Consider the following 17,082-nt stretch of genomic DNA (forward strand, 5'->3'; position numbering starts at 1 on the left):
TTACCATTAAAACTTATTCATATCGCAAGGCAGCGGCAGGTTCTACTTTCGCCGCACGATAAGCAGGGTAAAGTGTAGAAAGCAAGGAAAGTAACAGCGAAAATCCAATAACAAAAATTATTTGAATCAAGGATAATTCTGTCGGAAAAAAAACACCTTGTGGATTTACCGCACTTACAATCTCTGTTAAGTTCAAGGTAACTAAAACACCCAAAATAGCACCGAGCAATGTGCCAACAAATCCCACCAGTAATCCTTGATAAATGAACACTGAACGAACTTGAGATTTTGTTAAGCCCTGAGTTTGCAAAATCGCAATTTCCCCTTGTTTATCCACCACCATCAAACTTAACGAAGTGACAATATTGGAAATCGCCACAACAATGATCAAACTAATCAGCAATCCCATCATATTTTTTTCCATTCTCACCGCTTGGAAAAATTCGCCTTTTTGCATACGCCAATCCGTGATTTTTTGTGTTGGGAAATGTTGTGGGAGTTCTGTAATTTGGAACGGATCATTCAAAAATAAACGATAGCCCTGCGCTTGCTGCGGTTGAATACGCATTAAGCGACCAATATCTGTAATATTAGCAAAGGCTTCATAACCAGATGCTTCGCCATAATCATAATAAATATCGCTAACAGTAAATAAACGCTGCATTGGCACCCGACCGAATGGTGTATATTGGCTATTTTCCGTAATCATCAAACGGATTTTATCCCCAACATTCACGCCCAGTTTTTGCGCCAGTTGATCGCCAATGACTAGTTTAAATTCCCCACTAGGCAAAATTTCATTAAATTTAGCCTGATCAAAAGATTCAACCAAAGGATCATCAGAAAATGATTGAATACCTATAATTTGTCCTGCGCTCACGCCTTTTGCTGTTTGATAAATCACATTTGTTGTATTGATCGGCACGGCTTTTTGGACAAAGTGCGGTAAATTTTCTAGCGTTTTTTCCGTAGAAATAGGCTGATCTTCACTGACAATTGCGTGAGGAATGGAAGATAACACCTGTTGTTTTTGGTAATTCTCTAAACCATTCATCACAGAAAGCACAATGATCAATGCCATAACTCCCAGCACTATCCCCAAACTTGCAAGATTTGTGACTAATCGCCCAAAACGATCCGCACTTTTCGCACGCCAATAACGTAGCGCAATATAAAAGGAAATAGGGAAATTCATTATTTTTGATTTAATTGTTGTACAAATTCTTCGATGTTTTGCATTACTTTGCCAACTAATGTTGTCACTGCACTATCGCTCGCCCAAGCAATATGTGGAGTGATAATTAAATTAGGCATCATTTTTGCGGCTAAAATTAACGGATTATCTTTTTCTGGTGGCTCTTTTACCATTACATCCAAAGCCGCTCCGCCTAAATGCCCCGTTTTTAACGCATCAACTAAGGCAAGTTCATCAATCAAAGGCCCACGCCCTGTATTAATCAAAAATGCACCTTTTTTCATTTTGGATAAGGTTTCTGCATTAATTAAATTCTTGGTTGTTTCCATTAATGGGCAATGCAACGTCACAATATCCGATTGTCTTAATACTTCCTCAAAGGGCGTATAACCTTCACGGCAAACAGTAGCATCTTTATGTTCTGCATAAAGTACTTTCATTCCCACGGCATTCGCCAAACGCCCAACTTCTGTCCCTAAACAACCTTTACCAAATACGCCCAATGTTGAACCACGCACATCTGTAATTGGGTAATCAAAATAACAAAATTGTTTACTTTCCACCCATTTTGCTTCCCTTTGATCGCGTAACCAACCAGCCAAACTGTGTTTTAAAGAAAAAATCAGACCAATTACGTGTTCTGGTACAGTTGTACTGGAATAACCTGTCACATTACGCACGGCGATACCCATTTCTTCTGCTGCCGCAAGATCAACATTATTTGTACCTGTTGCAGTAATCGCAATCAACTTTAACTTAGGTAATTGTTTTAACGTTTCTCGATCAAAAATGACTTTGCTGGTAATAACAATGTCCGCATCTTTCGCTCGCTCAATGGTTTCGGCAGAAGACGTATAATCATATTCAGTCCAAGTATGTTCAAAACTTGGGCGAGGAATTGAAATATGTTTAGGAATAGCCGTGCTATCTAAAAATACGATGTTCATTAATTGCTCCTTTTTATATACAAAGTGCGGTCAAAATTAACCGCACTTTTGATGAAATTTAAATTGAGGTATCCAATTCTGGGAAAGATTTTACTAAATCGTCAATGGATTTCATTTGAGACACAAAACCTTCAAGAGCAGAAAGTGGTAACGCTGATGGGCCATCACATTTCGCTTGATTTGGATTTGGATGCGCTTCTAAGAATAAACCTGCAATGCCGACAGCTAAACCTGAACGTGCGAGTTCCGTTACTTGCGCACGACGACCACTTGATGCTGCCCCAAATGGATCACGGCATTGAAGTGAATGGGTTACATCAAAAATAACAGGGCTACCCTTAGAGGCTTTTTTCATTACGCTAAAGCCAAGCATATCCACAATTAAATTATCGTACCCAAAGTTTGTACCGCGATCACAAAGAATGATTTTATCGTTACCACATTCTTCGATTTTTTCCACAATATTACCCATTTGACCAGGGCTTAAAAATTGTGGTTTTTTCACATTAATCACTGCACCTGTTTTTGCCATCGCTTCAACGAGATCTGTTTGACGCGCCAAAAAGGCGGGAAGTTGAATAATATCTACAACATCAGCAACAGGCTGACATTGATAGATTTCGTGTACATCGGTAATAATTTTTACACCAAAGGTCTCTTTTAATTCTTGGAAAATTTTTAATCCTTCTTCCATACCTGGGCCACGGTAAGAATGAATAGATGATCGATTCGCTTTGTCAAAAGAAGCTTTAAATACATAAGGCACGCCAAGTTTCTCTGTCACTTTCACATAGGCTTCGCACACTTGCATTGCCATATCACGGCTTTCCAGGACATTCATTCCGCCAAAAAGCACGAAAGGTTTGTCGTTTGCAACATCAATATTACCAATTTTTACAATTTTATTTTGCATAAATTTTCCTTAAATCAATGGAGGGGAAAAGTATCTTTATTAATTTCGCCTTTTAGTTCTAAAAGTTGCGTGCGGATAAACGCCGCCGTTGGATCTTTTGGACAATGTTCCACAAAAAATTCTAAATCTTTCAATGCTGAAGGATAAGCCCCCATCTGAGCTAAAACCAAACCGCGGTCACGGATATGATAAGGATTTTCAGCGTCAGTAATCATTAAATTCTTAATATAGTGGTATGCCATATCGTTATGCTCTTCACGAATAAGCGCATTCTTCGCCAGTTGCTCAAAACGAGAATAAAGCAAGGAAAGATCGGCTCTATCAAGTTCTTCGGGTTGAATTTTCGCACCAAACCCAAATGCACCTTCATAAAATTGCTGTAATTTTTCTTGCGAGATATAAGTGCCATCCCAAGGATCAATAAAAGCCACTTCATCTCTTACTTCAGCACGTAAAATGAGCTGCGTTGGAAAATTTACTGGATAAATCGGTAAATCCAATGCCTCAGCTAAATAAAGCACAATTGCCCCAAGAGTCACTGGCATTCCTTGACGATACTCGAGGACATAGGGCAAATATAAATTACGTGCATAGAAATACGCTTCTGGATCGCAACAAAAGCCCCAATCGCCGTAAAATAGTTGTAGCAAATGATGAATCTGTTCTTCTTTCGACCAATCTGGCGAAATTTCTTTACGTGCTTTACGCACAAGCCCACCCATTTTTCCCCGAAGTTGTGCTTCTAAACTGCCATCATCAGAGATAACAAGATAAAAATGCACAAATTTATCGTATAACGCACGTCGATAATATTTCATTACTTCTTCCAAAAACCTAAAGTGACGCGTTCATTGTCGCCATAATCGCGTACAGTTTCAACAATTTCCCAATGATTTTCGAGGAAAATTGACCGCACTTTTTCGCCTTGTTGCCATCCGTGTTCAAGCAATAATGCACCATTAGAATTCAAATAATTCGGTGCTGACTCAATAATATAACGTAAATCAGCATAACCAGCATCATTCGCCACTAATGCGGAAAGCGGTTCAAAACGCACATCGCCTTGACGTAAATGTTCATCTTGCGCATCAATATAAGGTGGATTGCTGACAATAAGATCAAATTGCCCTGTTATATTTTCAAACCAACGGCTCTGCAAAAATTCTACATTTAGCTGATTTCTTTCCGCATTAGATTGGGCTAACGCCACAACATCGGGCATAAGATCAACACCAATTATTTCTAATGAAATTTGTCGTTTTTGACAAATAGAGGAAAGCTCCGAGGCTAATGCTAACGCGATAGCACCTGTGCCTGTGCCGAGATCAAGAATACGAAAGTTCGGTGGATTTTCTTCCAATTTTACTAACGCAATTTGTAATGCTTTTTCCACTAAAATTTCGGTATCTGGTCTTGGAATCAATGTACCTTTTGAGACATTTAATGGCAATGACCAAAATTCTTTTTCGCCAAGAATGTATGCAATAGGTTCTCCGTTTAAACGGCGATCTAAAAGTGCGGTCAATTTTAACCGCACTTTTTCATCAATCTCAGTATCATCAAAAGCAAGGATTTGCGTACGCGGTTTGCCAGTAGCATATTGAAGAAGCACAAGCGCATCAATTTTACTATTTTCAGAGGGATTTTTTTGAGCTAAATCCGCCTTCGCTTGTGCCAGCCATTCTTTATAATTCATTAATTTTCGTCTTTTAACACAATCGTGCCAGCCACTAAATCAGTTAAAGAACGGCGGTCATCTCGCACCAGTGCAACAATACCGCTAATAATCAATAAGAAACTCGTCCACGCCAATAAAATATCAATAATTTCGCGACCGATGTATTTACCAAATTCAACGGGTTGATTGGTATGATAATTAAATACACGCAAGCCTAACCAGCGTTTTGCCATTGTTTGGCCATAAGTTTTCATAAAATATAACTGAAAACCAATATATACCATCGTCCCTAATACACCAGCAAAATCCCCCAATGCAAAACCAAGACCAACCATCACCCAAAGTACAAGCCCATTAATCATACTCGCAAGCCAGCGTTTAAAACTGCTCGCTTGAGCGGGTTGAGAAGGCTGGAAAGCAGAAGAAAATTCCGCATCTTTTTGATTTTCAATGATCATTGTATTTCCCTGTAAAGTTAAAAAGGACATCTGAAATCAGACTCCCCTATTATTAATTTTGTTCTGACAACGCCGCTAACTGATCCGCTTGATATTCAGTAATAATCGGCTGAATCAGTTCATCAATTTTACCATTCATCACTTCATCTAAACGGTAAATAGTGAGGTTAATACGATGATCAGTCACTCGACCTTGCGGATAATTATATGTACGAATTTTATCAGAACGATCGCCCGAACCTAACAAGTTACGGCGCATATCTGTTTGTTCTGCGGCTTGGCGTTCTTGCTCTGCTTGAACAATACGTGACGCTAATACCGACATTGCTTTCGCTTTATTTTTGTGCTGTGAACGCTCATCCTGACATTCCACCACAATGCCTGTTGGAATATGTGTAATACGCACCGCAGAATCCGTTGTATTTACGTGCTGACCACCAGCGCCTGATGAGCGATAAGTATCAATACGCAAATCCGCAGGATTAATTTCTGGCATTTCAGATTCCGGCAATTCTGGCATTACCGCAACGGTACAAGCAGAAGTGTGGATACGCCCTTGCGATTCAGTTTTTGGTACACGTTGCACACGATGACCACCAGACTCAAACTTCAACTGACCATACACACCTTCTCCGCTCACTAAAACAATAATTTCTTTAAATCCGCCCTGCTCACTTTCATTTTCACTTAATACTTCCATACGCCAACGTTTACTTTCCGCATAACGGCTATACATACGGAATAAATCTCCCGCAAAAATGCCTGCTTCATCGCCGCCTGTTCCCGCACGAATTTCTAAATAGCAGTTATATTCATCATTAGGATCTTTCGGCAATAAAAGAATTTGAAGTTGCTGTTCCACTTCTTCAATTTCCGCTTTGGATTCTTCGATTTCCATTTGCGCCATTTCTTTCATTTCAGGATCGTCGAGCAATATTTCAGCTTCTTCAATATTTTGATTTAATTGCGTCCAACGATTAAAACATTTCACCACTTCTTCAAGTTGAGAATATTCTTTAGAATACGCACGGAATTTATCCTGATCACTAATCACAGAAACATCACCCAATAAGGCTTCTAGCTCTTCATAACGTTCTTTTAAACTTTCTAATTTTGCAATAATGGAATCTTTCATCATTTGTAAGTCACCGAAAATAAAATCGGCGTATTCTAGCCGATTTTAGGGAGAATTGACAGTGAAAAGGAGATTAAGAATTTCAGACGCTTTATTTGTGATTTACCCACTATTTATTGGTGTCTTGTTTTTGATTGAGCTCACGATATTTATCACACCCTTCTTGACTGCGTAAATCGCAAGCATCGCCAAAATATTTTTTGGCTTTGGATTTATCTTTTTCCAACTCGCCTAGCTTAATTAACACTTTCGGATCTTTACTTAACACCAATTCTTCTTTAATCGCTTCGATTTTTTCTTGAAGATCAGGTTGATTTGGTAAATCATCACGACTAAGAATATTCAGTTTTAAATCGGTGGTATCGTTAATTTTTTTACCTTTACAACCTAGATGGCGATTACATTTATTAATCAATTCCTCAACCATTTTTTCATTTTTTGACGTACCTAATCCCAATAAATAAAGCGTAGCTAAATTTTGGTAAATATCAATGCTAAAGATGCTCAGAAAAATCAAATGTTACAAACACATCATCCGAATTATTGATGTTAATACTCCTATAAGTTTCACTATACCAGTAAAATGCTTTAGACCAATCTTGCTGAACACCATCTCCATAAAAATAGGCTACAGCTAGATCTGCCTGTGAAGATGGATACCCTGCCTCAGCATTTTGATTTAGTAACATTATTGCACTTAGCTTATCTCCCTTTTCATATAAATCCCTAGCTTTCGAAGATTTCGCCTGATAACTTCCTAATTGAACAGCTTTTTCAAGGGATTCATCTTCTCTTTGCTTATCTAAATTGGATAATTGATAATAAGCCTCAGCATAATTCTGAGCTGCTGCTTTCTCATACCATTTTTTAGCAAATTCTTTTTGGTTATTACTTTCATATACTTGAGCCAACTGAAATTGTGCAACTGGATAACCTTTTTCAGCCAACACACGCAAACGTTCAGCAGGAAAGTTTTCTAATTCCTTTCTTGCCTTTACATCTGCATAATGCTGTTCACGCTCTAATAAACGTTCCAACTTTCGAATTTCTGCCTGTTCTGGGTAATATTAGGTAAAATACACCGATCCGCCACCAATTACTGCCAATAATAAAACGGCTAAGGTTAATTTTTTCTTCATTATTTTGTTCCTTGATTTAATTGTTTATACATCTCACAACCTTTTTGCTCTTTATTATCACAAGCCTTGCCAAACCATTTTTTGGCAGTGGCAAAATTTTGTTTTACTCCTATTCCGCCCATATAAGCAAGACCAACTATTGCCTGCGCTCGAGAATTATTATTTTCTGCTGCTTTTTGATACCATTTTATGGCTTCAGTTTTATTTTCTTTTACTCCATCGCCATCATAATACATATCGCCCAATATCATTTGGGATTCAGTATCATTTTGATTTGCCGCTTTTTTCAACCATTTCACTGCTTCCGTATTATTCTGTTTTACGCCAACTCCATCTTTATACATCATTCCCACTTTAAATTGGGCATCAACATCATCTTGCTCCGCAGCTTCCTTCAATAATTTAAAGCCTTCTTGGTAATTTTGTTTTACACCCAAGCCGTTAATATACATACCAGCTAAATCATATTGAGCGATACGTACACCTTGTTCAGCCGATTTTTTATACCATTTTATCGCTTCAAAATAATCTTGCTTTATGCCATCGCCATTTTTATATAACACCGCTAACATCCCCTGTGCAATCCCATCTCCCTGCTCTGCTAAAGGACGAATAATTGCTAATGCGGACTTAAAATCTTTCTGTTCAAATAAATGAATAATCTTATCAAATTGCTCCTCTTCCATTGCATAAACGGTTGATTGAAAAGAAAAGATAGAAGCACCTAAAAGTGCGGTGGTAAGAAGTGTTTTTGTGAGTTTCATTTTAATTTCCTATTAAATTGAATGAATGGATAATCTTTTAGTTTTATTCACTAAAATTGGCGTATAAGTCGCAAAATCTTTAAGTACTTCTCCGTGTGGATGACCTTTTCTTCGTTGGCTATCGGCTGAAAATACACTAATACAAGGCGACAATATCTTCGCTAATCCTTGTTGCTAATTATGCTTTGAACCGTGATGGGGAACTTGCAAGCAATAAATTCTCGCCATTCTCTCCGCACCTAATGATTGCGTTAAATCGGTTAATAATGGCAAATCATTTAAAAACGCATCGCCGGTGTATAAAATGGCATTTTTTGTTTTATCCTTTGGAATAACCGCTATTTCATTTTCATTGTCTGTCGAAACATCAAAAATATGATTATTTCCCATTCCCCAAAAAGAAGGGAGTTTTATATTTCGAATATATAAATATTGAGAAATAATATTTTTGTTTTTACTTCCATTTCCAAATGCGAGAGAGTAGAGTGTTTTTAAGGCTGGAGTTGGGTCTGTGGAATTAGACCGATGAGATTGAATAATTTGTTTAACCTGCTTTTGAAAAGCGGTCAAATTTGTTGGCACTTTTGCAAGCAAATGAAATGACACATTATATAAAACAAATTCAAACTGCTCTTCGCCTTTTCTAAATAAAAGGGCTTTATTAGGATTAAACCAATGTAAATTTTGTTCTGACTTATCAAATTCATTTGATAATTTTTCAGTAGTTTCAAAAGAAAGTACATCATCAAAATTACTTGGATCAAGACTTATCGAAATTTCACTCTCATTTTCTTTTGCAGGTAATAAGAGAAATTTGGTTTCGTTTAATTCTTCAGCAAAATCAGTTTTTAAATATTGAATAGGGTTCTGATAAAATGCCCATTCTTCATCATCTGGCTGAATATCTAAAAGAGAAGCAATTACTAAGCGTTGCCATAAGGGATAATAAGGCACAACCCAGCGTTTTATTTTTCTCTTATTTTTGAGTAGTTCTTTTACACCACTAATATGATCTTTATCAAAATGCGAAAGCACTAATAAATCAATATCAGCATTATTTTCTTGCTGGTTATATTTTTGCACGGCATTTTGGATAAGTTTCTGACTTGAATTCGTGCCACAATCATAAACCCAATGAAAGGATGGGGCGTTTCCCATTTGAATACGCCCACTTGAAAATAATCCCTGCCCCACATTCCAAAATTCGCATTGTAAGATTGGCATTAGCATTCCCCTCTATTTAGCTTACCGTAATATTCACACCCTATTTTCTCCCCATTATCACAAGCCTTACCAAACCATTCTTTGGCTAAAGCTTTATTGAGTTGAACACCTTTTCCTAAAAGATATTCTAATCCTAATAGAGCTTGAGCATTTGCATTTCCCTGCTCCGCCGCTTGGCGATACCATTTCACCGCTTCAACATCATCTTGTTTGACGCCTTGTCCGTTTCGATACATATTGCCCAAATTAAATTGAGCCTTTGCATCCCCCTGCTCCGCCGCTTGGCGATACCATTTCACCGCTTCAACATCATCTTGTTTGACGCCGCGTCCCTTCTTATACATCACACCCAAATTAATTTGAGCATTTGCATATCCCTGCTCCGCAGCTTTGCGAAACCATTTCACTGCTTCAAAATCATCTTGTTTGACGCCTTGTCCATTTATATACATCAAACCCAAATTAAATTGAGCAATAGCATTCCCCTGTTCTGCCAAAGATAACCAAAGTTTAAAGGCGGTTTGATAGTCGCTTTGCTTATAAGCGGTTAAACCTTGTTGGAATTGCTGCGCAGGCGTATCTGCCCAAGCAGTATAATGAAAAGAAGCAAGTGAAAAGCCAAGAATAGCAGTAGTAATAAGTGTTTTTGAGAATTTCATAAAATCGTCCATTTATTAATCAATAATTGAAACAACCAAACATTTTTTGTTTAGCAAGATGTTTTGTTGTACTCTCTGTAAAGAGAGTACAACACCCAGTATACTGGGTGTAAAATGATTAAAAATTGAACTATTTAATTAGGAGGGAATTTGGGGTTATTAAGACTGAAAAAAGTGAGCTATCTTGCTCACTTTCTACTATTAAATACGCGCGACATCAAACTTAGCCAAATTAATTTCATCTTCTGTGCCATAAAATATAGCAAGCGCATGACGTAGCGTTTCCGCTCGTTTTGGTAAACCTTTTTCCGCATAGATTTTCACTTGTTCATACACGGCTTGTTTAAAAGGCTGTGTATCGCCTGGATTGCCATTCAAATTATCCGCACTGGCAAAATAACGGAAACCAGCCGCCGTTGCCAAAATCCACTCCAATGCTTGCGGTTTCACTTCAACTTTTTCAAAGTCACGCTGGCGTTCTTCAGAACGTCCATCTGGCTCATACCAATAACCAAAATCTTCTAGTTTACGACGTTCTTTGCCTGCCACTAACCAATGGGCAATTTCGTGCAATGCACTGCTGTAAAAGCCTTGCGCAAAATAAATCGCGTTATAAGGCACTTCATCATTTGCGGGTAAATAAATCGGTTCATCACCGCCTTTGACTAAGCGAGTGTTGTATTCCTCTTCAAAACATTGATTAAAAATCGCAATAATATCTTCTAATTTATGTTCCATGGTATCGACTCCTAAAAAAACCGCGAAATTATATCACCAGAGGCTCATTTGTTCTCGTTTATTTTCTTCGGGTAAATTGACATGTAGCCCAATCAAACGAATCGATCGCCCTTTTGCTCGCATAAAAATTTGAGGAAGTAATTGCTGAAAACTCTCTAAAGAAAGTGACAAACCAGTTTTCTCTAAAGTAGTTACTTGAAAATCTTCAAATTTAAGCTTTACGCCAATTTTACGAAGTGCAGATAACGGTATATTACGGCTAACACGTTCAAGGCGACGAAGTAGTTCTTGATAAAGATTATTCAATAAGGCTAAAGCTTGCTCAATTGTGTGAATATTTTCAATCAACGTCTGTTCTACGCCAACTGATTTACGTTCACGATGGGCTTGTACTTCACGATCATCAATGCCGTGGCTAAAATCCCAAATACGTTTACCCGCTTTACCAAATTGGTTTAATAAGACAATTTGATCAAAATTTTGAATGTCAGCACAAGTTTCTAATCCCATATCGAGTAATCGTTGTGATGTTACTTTACCTACGCTAGGAATTTTCTTTAAAGGTAAGGTTTTAATAAATTCACTGACTTCGTTCGGATTAATCACAAATTGCCCATTAGGTTTGTTCATATCCGAAGCAATTTTGGCAAGGAATTTTAAAGGCGCCACACCAGCGGAGGCGGTTAAATTCAACTCATCAAAAATTGCTTGGCGGATTTCTTGTGCGATCCAAGTCGCAGAGCCTGAACATTTTTGGCAGTGCGTGACATCTAAATAAGCTTCATCTAAAGAAAGTGGTTCAATAATATCGGTATAACGCTGGAAGATTTGATGAATTTGTGCCGAAACTTGTTTATACAACGTCATATTCACAGGCACAAGAATGAGATTAGGACACTTTTTTATGGCTTGAGCCGTAGGCATTGCGCTATGCAAACCAAATTTTCTCGCCTCATAATTACAAGTTGTTAATACACCACGCTGACGAGAAGAACCACCTACAGCAACAGGCTTTCCCAGCAAATTAGGATTTTCACGAATCTCAATCGATGCGTAAAAACAATCCATATCAATGTGAATAATTTTTTTATCTTGCAACATAAAAAGTGCGGTTAAATTTTTTCTAATATTAATCAAGCAAACAACTGTTTAAATATACATTAAAATTAATAACCTAGCAATTTAATCTTTTATAAATGCCCTTTAACGCAGCAATTCAATCAATCTCAACTTTCCCTACCTTTCTTTTTTTGCTAGACTACGCATAATTTTGGGGCTGATTCTGGATTCGACGGGATTAGCGAAGCCCAAGGTGCACGTCGAGGTGCGGTAGGCCTCGTAAATAAACCGCAAAAAAATAGTCGCAAACGACGAACAATACGCTTTAGCAGCTTAATAACCTGCATTTAGCCTTCGCGCCCTAGCTTCCGCTCGTAAGACGGGGATAACGCGGAGTCAAACCAAAACGAGATCGTGTGGAAGCCGCCGTTTGAGGATCGAAGCACTAAATTGAATCAAACTAGCTTAAGTTTAGCGTGTCTGTCCGCATGCTTAAGTGAAATTAAAGACGAGACTAAACGTGTAGTACTAAAGGTAGAGTAATTTCGGACGGGGGTTCAACTCCCCCCAGCTCCACCACTAAACAAGATCACAAACGGTCAAATTTATTGAAAAATCAATGGTTTGACCGTTTTTATTTAGTGTCTTATAGGTATATAAAAGATCAGTGGATTTCACGAAATATCACAATTTTTTGTAGTAAAAATAGTAGTAAGAACTTACAATGCAAAAATCTTACTACCATTTTATGAAATTCCTACCATGGCAAAAATCATCAAGCAGCTAACCATTGCACAGGTAAATAACGCCAAAGTGGCGGAAAAGATCTATTATTTATTTGACGGTGATGGGTTAAAACTCGTCGTCAAGCCAAACGGTGTGAAAACGTGGGTATTTAATTACAAACGCCCCTACACATTAAAACGTACTGAAAAAACTATCGGCACTTATCCAGCGGTATCGCTTAAATATGCACGTCAAAAAACGCTTAAATTTCGCCAACTTTTAGCCAATAAAATTGACCCACACGAATTTGAGCGAAAACAAGTCATAGACGCACTAAAAGAACAACAGAGTTTTTCCCATGTTGCAAATGAATGGTTGCTCTATCGTGCGAAAATTGGCAAAGAACAAGGCAATTACACAGAAAAGACAAGAATTGATACAGAAAGACGCACGAACGCCGCTATTGACTTAATTGGTGGCGTGCCATTCAAAGAATTGACTCTAAAACACGGTTTATCCGTGCTTGAACCTTATCGCCAATCTGGGGCAACGGCTGAATTGAAAAAGCGTTATTTGGTTTTAAAGTCAATCGCTGAGTATGCTGAACGTTTTGAATATTGGGAAATCAACAAATAGAAATATCTTGGTAATGATTTGCCTGCAGTGAACAAAAACAAACATCATCCTTCAATTCATTACAAAACCTTACCAGAATTTATGATCAGCCTTGCTCGAGCCAACATATCACAAACTGTTCGCCTTGCGATTTTGTGGGGTTTGCTCAACGCTACAAGGGCGAGCGAAACCGTCAGTGCAAAATATTCTGACATCATTGAACACGAACATTTGCCCACTGGTAAAGTGTGGAAAGTGGAAGTTTCAAAAGGCGGGAAAGGGGATCGATTGCACCTTGTGCCGTTAAGTAAACAGGCAGAAACCTTGCTTTCATACATCAAGCAACACGCAAATAAGGAATATTTGTTCCCGTCCACTTTATCAAAGGCGAGAAATAAAAAGCATATCAACAGCCAAACACCGAATGAAGTGATTAAAACAATGGACGGCGGCAAATACAAAGGCACTATGACAAATCACGGCATACGGTCGCTATTCAGTAGTTATTGCAATGATAATCGCCTAGAACTTGGCTTGGATAAGGAAATCATCGAAATTTGCCTAAGCCATTTGAATTCCGATGAAATAAGAAACGCCTATAATCGGGCTGAATATTTGCCTTACCGATTAAAGACGTTTCAAGAATGGGCAACCTATGTTGAAAAATGTGCAAATGGTCTATTTAAAGAAATTATCGCCGACAAGTCTTAATGAATTCGTTCAAGTCGCTTTCCGCAATTTTACGGGAGCGACCGAATTTATAAGACTTTAACTTTCCACTAGCAATCCAACGTTTCACTGTTGCTTCTGAACAAATCCCCGTCTGGGCAATCTCTTTGATTGAAAAGTATCGTTCCATTAAACATCTCCCTCTCTCACAAACATAATCTATAAAATCAATTGCATCCTGTTTTATTATTAATGATGCAGCTGATATATCCCATTTCTTACGCTCAACAAAGTCTGATAATTCTTCATCTTCATTGATATTTACTTCTTTTTCCACTGCAATAACATAATCGGAATTTAAAATAATCTCCTCTGTAAACAAATCAGCTCCAATTGCATTTAATTTCAAAAACTTACTCATTTTTAACCTCACTTTTAATTAATTAACCCTAAAATCCCCCAAGCTCTCGCCCCAACCAAAGGCTTGAGCCAACGGAATTTTTTCTTCTTTAATGAAAACTTCATCGTTTTCACAACAAATCCACCGATAGTCATTAAGCCGTAACCGTCCATGGCGCATTAAAAGGTCAATTTGTGACGGTTTTAATGGCGAACCAATAGGCAACATCAATAAATTAGCTTGCTGTTCAATTTTTGAACGGTTACAGTTATTGACACAAGTCCGAGCTGCGCTCGCTGGTAGAGGTTGAGCTACGCTCAACCAAAGATGGATTAAAGTCCTTAGGACGTTTTTTAATCTCCCATCTTTTGGTTCGCGAAATCACCCGCTTAAGGCTAAAGCGATTGGCTAAGCCAATAATCGCTTTGCGCTGTTCACCATACTTGTTTGCCGGTTTAGTTTCATAATCTAATTTGATTGGCTGTTCTTCTCGTTTTGCCAGTGCCCCCCCCTGAATTTCCATATAAGCGGCATAATCGTTCGCCACACCTGCTGCTTGCGCTTTATCAATGAGTTCATCATCGGCTTGACCGCTGATCAATCGGCGCAATTCACGCCAAACAGAAATGGATGCGCCACCGTAGAATTGGAACTGACGAATGCCCCAACGGCTCGCCCATGCACAAACGCGCAATGCGTTGTCGTGTAGGCTTAGTGTCGGGTCTTCATCTGACACTTCGCCAGCAAGGGCGAAACCGTCAATATTTTTCGCAATGTATTTCGCAATGTAAGCCGTTGCGCTGCCTTTTGTTTTATCACATTCTTCCACTTTGCAACGGTGTTCTGCTGCGCCTTTTTCATTGCCGCTAACTCTAGAGCTTTTTGTTTAAATAAGCGGATGACTTCTTCTTTATGTTCTGCTGGCACATAAGCTAGCGCATGCCAGTGTGGTGTGCCGTCTTTGTGCGGCTCTGCCACTCGCATCCCGTAAAATTTAATATCACGTTTTGCTAACAAAGCACGGAATTGTTGCCACACTTTGTTTAGATAGTTTTGCGTATCTCTTGGATTCACCCCCGACCATTTTTTATTGCCGTTTCCTGCATGGAATGATGATGGCGCAGTGAGGGTTAAAAATAAGGCTTCATTATTGTTTTCTTCTGCCCATTCTTCCAAGCCACGCAAGCGCACCATCATTTCATTACGACGTAATGCGGGGTTAGATGATGATTTTAAGAACATATCGAAAAGTTCGACCTGTTCTTCTGGATTGTCCACGTTTTGAATGATCATTGCGCATAAGTAATCATAGTTTTTACGCTGTTGCAGTTGCCATTCTTGGAAACTTTGATTGGAAATATAACTGGCAGCATTGGCACGCACCTCGCCACAGGCAATAGCAACGTGTTCAACTATTCGGCGTTGTGTGGTGCGTATTTTCTTAAACCACCACTTTTCACAAACAAGACGGCTTAATGTGCTATCAACATATTCCCCTTTAATCGGTTTGTTTTGTTCAATTTTCTCCCAATGGGGAATTTGAAACCCCATTGCCAGTGCCATTTCACCGCACTTTTTATAGAGCTCAAAAAAATGTTGATTGATGCTATCAGCCGTTTGTTTGGGATAATAATCCTTGATGTTTTTTATCGTTTCAAATTGGAATGATTCAAACGCTGTGGCGATTTGATACGCCATCTTTTTGATCTTACGTTCAGTAAGCAAATAAAACGGTAATTTGGCATTTTTAGCTTGTTGCTTACCATATTGCTTAAAATTAAAGCCCATTTTGTGAAGTTCGTTATACTGCTCGGCAATTTCTTCACGTGTTGGCACGGTCATAAACTTAGCTTCAAAACGTGTTTCAAATTGGGTTTTAATGTCTTGTTTTATATCTTGCAACCATTTAGGCGTATTGATGAACGCTTGCAAAAAATCCATATTCACGTTGTATTGTGAAAAGACTTTTTTCAAGCGCACATCTAACACATCGCGCAAATAATCATTGGCATGGCGGCGTTGTTTATTGCCAAGGGCAAAGGCAATTGAACCGTCATCTTTGATGGAGCGATAGGCTTTTAAATAGAGCTTGCGGAAATGCTCACGCTGACGTTGGCGTGGGAGACTTTCTAATTTACGTTCAATAAAATCAAAGTCGATTGGATTAGCTGCGAACAACTCTAGCTGTAATGATGTGTATCTGCCATCATCAAAAGGCAGAGAAGTGCGGTCAACATTCACCGCACTTTGCATCATCACTGCACGTGCATCTGCCATCGCTTGCTCACGTTTGGCAAGATTGGCATTACACTCAAGTTCCCAGTTCATCATCAAGAATCCTTACATTGCTGTATTGGCTAAATATTCACTGTGATATTCAAAATATTCTTTGATTTTGTTGTTGGTCGAATTCACTGCACTGACTAATTCTTCCAAACTCAACATTTCATATTGGGCTAAGTCATAACGGCGTACTTCTTCAATTGCGCCCCAAATTGTGTTATGTAAATTGCCTACTGTTCTTGTTTTTTGTTTGCCATACCAACTATCTTGATCGCCCATCACTTCAACCACTTGAAAGCGAGTGCCGATGGGTAAAATTTCTAGCGTTGCGCCACAATCTAGGGCGATACAAATATTGTTTTCCATTATTCTTTTTCTCCTTTACCAACGGCTATCTAGCACGTCCGTAATAAACTCAATTAATCCCATTACCGTCACAGCCACGCCAAGAACGGCAAACACCACCACGAAAAACATCAC

General features: G+C 38.6%; 18 protein-coding genes, 1 other RNA gene and 1 pseudogene. 3 read left to right on the forward strand and 17 right to left on the reverse strand.

What is annotated here, in order from left to right; translation table 11 throughout:
* Positions 1–13 precede the first annotated feature (13 nt).
* The 14 genes from ACPT8O_RS06970 to dinB all read right to left on the reverse strand — a co-directional run bounded on the left by ACPT8O_RS06970 (position 14) and on the right by dinB (position 11,951).
* Positions 14–1,195: a lipoprotein-releasing ABC transporter permease subunit gene (locus ACPT8O_RS06970; protein WP_021035126.1), complete on the reverse strand. Its 1,182-nt coding sequence runs from the start codon at positions 1,193–1,195 to the stop codon at positions 14–16.
* Entirely contained in the window at positions 1,195–2,142 is a 948-nt protein-coding gene (locus ACPT8O_RS06975) for a 2-hydroxyacid dehydrogenase (protein WP_021035125.1), read from the reverse strand. The genes ACPT8O_RS06970 and ACPT8O_RS06975 overlap by 1 nt, the downstream gene beginning before the upstream one ends.
* 58 nt (positions 2,143–2,200) lie before the next feature.
* Complete coding sequence (kdsA, locus tag ACPT8O_RS06980) at positions 2,201–3,055, reverse strand: 3-deoxy-8-phosphooctulonate synthase (protein WP_021035124.1); 855 nt, start codon at positions 3,053–3,055, stop codon at positions 2,201–2,203.
* Positions 3,056–3,069: 14 nt separating this feature from the next.
* On the reverse strand, positions 3,070–3,873 hold the full coding sequence (locus ACPT8O_RS06985; protein WP_021035123.1) for a SirB1 family protein: 804 nt from the start codon (positions 3,871–3,873) through the stop codon (positions 3,070–3,072).
* A complete protein-coding gene (gene prmC, locus ACPT8O_RS06990) occupies positions 3,873–4,751 on the reverse strand; it encodes a peptide chain release factor N(5)-glutamine methyltransferase (protein WP_021035122.1) in 879 nt (292 codons plus the stop codon). The genes ACPT8O_RS06985 and prmC overlap by 1 nt, the downstream gene beginning before the upstream one ends.
* Positions 4,751–5,191, reverse strand: a complete 441-nt coding sequence (locus ACPT8O_RS06995; RefSeq protein ID WP_041175326.1) for an RDD family protein — start codon at positions 5,189–5,191, stop codon at positions 4,751–4,753. Before ACPT8O_RS06995 ends, prmC begins: the two co-directional genes overlap by 1 nt.
* Positions 5,192–5,243: 52 nt before the next feature.
* Complete coding sequence (prfA, locus tag ACPT8O_RS07000) at positions 5,244–6,326, reverse strand: peptide chain release factor 1 (protein WP_172452371.1); 1,083 nt, start codon at positions 6,324–6,326, stop codon at positions 5,244–5,246.
* A 109-nt stretch (positions 6,327–6,435) separates the two neighbouring features.
* Positions 6,436–6,741, reverse strand: coding sequence for a hypothetical protein (locus ACPT8O_RS07005; protein WP_227894300.1), 306 nt, complete (start codon positions 6,739–6,741; stop codon positions 6,436–6,438).
* A gap of 79 nt (positions 6,742–6,820) precedes the next feature.
* Positions 6,821–7,363 carry a tetratricopeptide repeat protein gene (locus ACPT8O_RS07010; RefSeq protein ID WP_051263889.1) on the reverse strand — a complete coding sequence of 181 codons (543 nt, stop codon included), beginning with the start codon at positions 7,361–7,363 and terminating at the stop codon, positions 6,821–6,823.
* A gap of 101 nt (positions 7,364–7,464) precedes the next feature.
* Positions 7,465–8,229 carry a tetratricopeptide repeat protein gene (locus tag ACPT8O_RS07015; RefSeq protein ID WP_021035119.1) on the reverse strand — a complete coding sequence of 255 codons (765 nt, stop codon included), beginning with the start codon at positions 8,227–8,229 and terminating at the stop codon, positions 7,465–7,467.
* A 174-nt stretch (positions 8,230–8,403) separates the two neighbouring features.
* On the reverse strand, positions 8,404–9,453 hold the full coding sequence (locus ACPT8O_RS07020) for an MBL fold metallo-hydrolase (protein WP_425623317.1): 1,050 nt from the start codon (positions 9,451–9,453) through the stop codon (positions 8,404–8,406).
* Positions 9,453–10,112: a tetratricopeptide repeat protein gene (locus tag ACPT8O_RS07025; protein ID WP_041175325.1), complete on the reverse strand. Its 660-nt coding sequence runs from the start codon at positions 10,110–10,112 to the stop codon at positions 9,453–9,455. Before ACPT8O_RS07025 ends, ACPT8O_RS07020 begins: the two co-directional genes overlap by 1 nt.
* A gap of 201 nt (positions 10,113–10,313) precedes the next feature.
* The gene (locus ACPT8O_RS07030) at positions 10,314–10,850 is read right to left on the reverse strand and encodes an elongation factor P hydroxylase (protein ID WP_021035116.1); all 537 of its coding nucleotides are present in this window, start codon (positions 10,848–10,850) and stop codon (positions 10,314–10,316) included.
* 33 nt (positions 10,851–10,883) lie between these two features.
* Positions 10,884–11,951: a DNA polymerase IV gene (dinB, locus tag ACPT8O_RS07035; RefSeq protein ID WP_041175324.1), complete on the reverse strand. Its 1,068-nt coding sequence runs from the start codon at positions 11,949–11,951 to the stop codon at positions 10,884–10,886.
* Between the two features lie 171 nt (positions 11,952–12,122).
* On the opposite strand from dinB, the gene ssrA reads away from it, so the two are divergent.
* The 3 genes from ssrA (at position 12,123) to ACPT8O_RS07050 (ending at position 13,961) form a co-directional block, all read left to right on the forward strand.
* Positions 12,123–12,488: a transfer-messenger RNA gene (gene ssrA / locus ACPT8O_RS07040) on the forward strand.
* Between the two features lie 183 nt (positions 12,489–12,671).
* Positions 12,672–13,271 carry an integrase arm-type DNA-binding domain-containing protein gene (locus tag ACPT8O_RS07045; protein WP_021035114.1) on the forward strand — a complete coding sequence of 200 codons (600 nt, stop codon included), beginning with the start codon at positions 12,672–12,674 and terminating at the stop codon, positions 13,269–13,271.
* Between the two features lie 27 nt (positions 13,272–13,298).
* The gene (locus tag ACPT8O_RS07050; RefSeq protein WP_021035113.1) at positions 13,299–13,961 is read left to right on the forward strand and encodes a tyrosine-type recombinase/integrase; all 663 of its coding nucleotides are present in this window, start codon (positions 13,299–13,301) and stop codon (positions 13,959–13,961) included.
* On the opposite strand, the gene ACPT8O_RS07055 is transcribed toward ACPT8O_RS07050, so the two are convergent.
* The 3 genes and pseudogenes from ACPT8O_RS07055 to ACPT8O_RS07065 form a co-directional block, all read right to left on the reverse strand.
* A complete protein-coding gene (locus tag ACPT8O_RS07055; RefSeq protein WP_228003458.1) occupies positions 13,942–14,328 on the reverse strand; it encodes a helix-turn-helix domain-containing protein in 387 nt (128 codons plus the stop codon). The genes ACPT8O_RS07050 and ACPT8O_RS07055 overlap by 20 nt on opposite strands.
* A 194-nt stretch (positions 14,329–14,522) precedes the next feature.
* Positions 14,523–16,650 (reverse strand): annotated as a pseudogene (locus ACPT8O_RS07060) (replication endonuclease); the annotation flags it as partial.
* A gap of 9 nt (positions 16,651–16,659) precedes the next feature.
* Entirely contained in the window at positions 16,660–16,968 is a 309-nt protein-coding gene (locus ACPT8O_RS07065) for a hypothetical protein (protein WP_021035110.1), read from the reverse strand.
* Positions 16,969–17,082: the final 114 nt, after the last annotated feature.

Origin of the sequence: Haemophilus sp. HN_Hi08, from assembly GCF_049824455.1 — a bacterium.
In the GTDB taxonomy this organism is placed as follows: domain Bacteria; phylum Pseudomonadota; class Gammaproteobacteria; order Enterobacterales; family Pasteurellaceae; genus Haemophilus; species Haemophilus influenzae_D.

Excerpts from the sequence above, each read along its gene's own strand:
- ACPT8O_RS07045 (WP_021035114.1), top strand. The coding sequence starts at position 12,672 with ATGGCAAAAATCATCAAGCAGCTAACCATTGCACAGGTAAATAACGCC.
- ACPT8O_RS07020 (WP_425623317.1), bottom strand. The coding sequence starts at position 9,453 with ATGCCAATCTTACAATGCGAATTTTGGAATGTGGGGCAGGGATTATTT.
- ACPT8O_RS06985 (WP_021035123.1), bottom strand. The coding sequence starts at position 3,873 with ATGAAATATTATCGACGTGCGTTATACGATAAATTTGTGCATTTTTAT.
- ACPT8O_RS06975 (WP_021035125.1), bottom strand. The coding sequence starts at position 2,142 with ATGAACATCGTATTTTTAGATAGCACGGCTATTCCTAAACATATTTCA.
- prmC (WP_021035122.1), bottom strand. The coding sequence starts at position 4,751 with ATGAATTATAAAGAATGGCTGGCACAAGCGAAGGCGGATTTAGCTCAA.
- ACPT8O_RS07065 (WP_021035110.1), bottom strand. The coding sequence starts at position 16,968 with ATGGAAAACAATATTTGTATCGCCCTAGATTGTGGCGCAACGCTAGAA.
- ACPT8O_RS07025 (WP_041175325.1), bottom strand. The coding sequence starts at position 10,112 with ATGAAATTCTCAAAAACACTTATTACTACTGCTATTCTTGGCTTTTCA.
- ACPT8O_RS07015 (WP_021035119.1), bottom strand. The coding sequence starts at position 8,229 with ATGAAACTCACAAAAACACTTCTTACCACCGCACTTTTAGGTGCTTCT.
- ACPT8O_RS07030 (WP_021035116.1), bottom strand. The coding sequence starts at position 10,850 with ATGGAACATAAATTAGAAGATATTATTGCGATTTTTAATCAATGTTTT.
- prfA (WP_172452371.1), bottom strand. The coding sequence starts at position 6,326 with ATGAAAGATTCCATTATTGCAAAATTAGAAAGTTTAAAAGAACGTTAT.
- kdsA (WP_021035124.1), bottom strand. The coding sequence starts at position 3,055 with ATGCAAAATAAAATTGTAAAAATTGGTAATATTGATGTTGCAAACGAC.
- ACPT8O_RS06970 (WP_021035126.1), bottom strand. The coding sequence starts at position 1,195 with ATGAATTTCCCTATTTCCTTTTATATTGCGCTACGTTATTGGCGTGCG.
- dinB (WP_041175324.1), bottom strand. The coding sequence starts at position 11,951 with ATGTTGCAAGATAAAAAAATTATTCACATTGATATGGATTGTTTTTAC.
- ACPT8O_RS06995 (WP_041175326.1), bottom strand. The coding sequence starts at position 5,191 with ATGATCATTGAAAATCAAAAAGATGCGGAATTTTCTTCTGCTTTCCAG.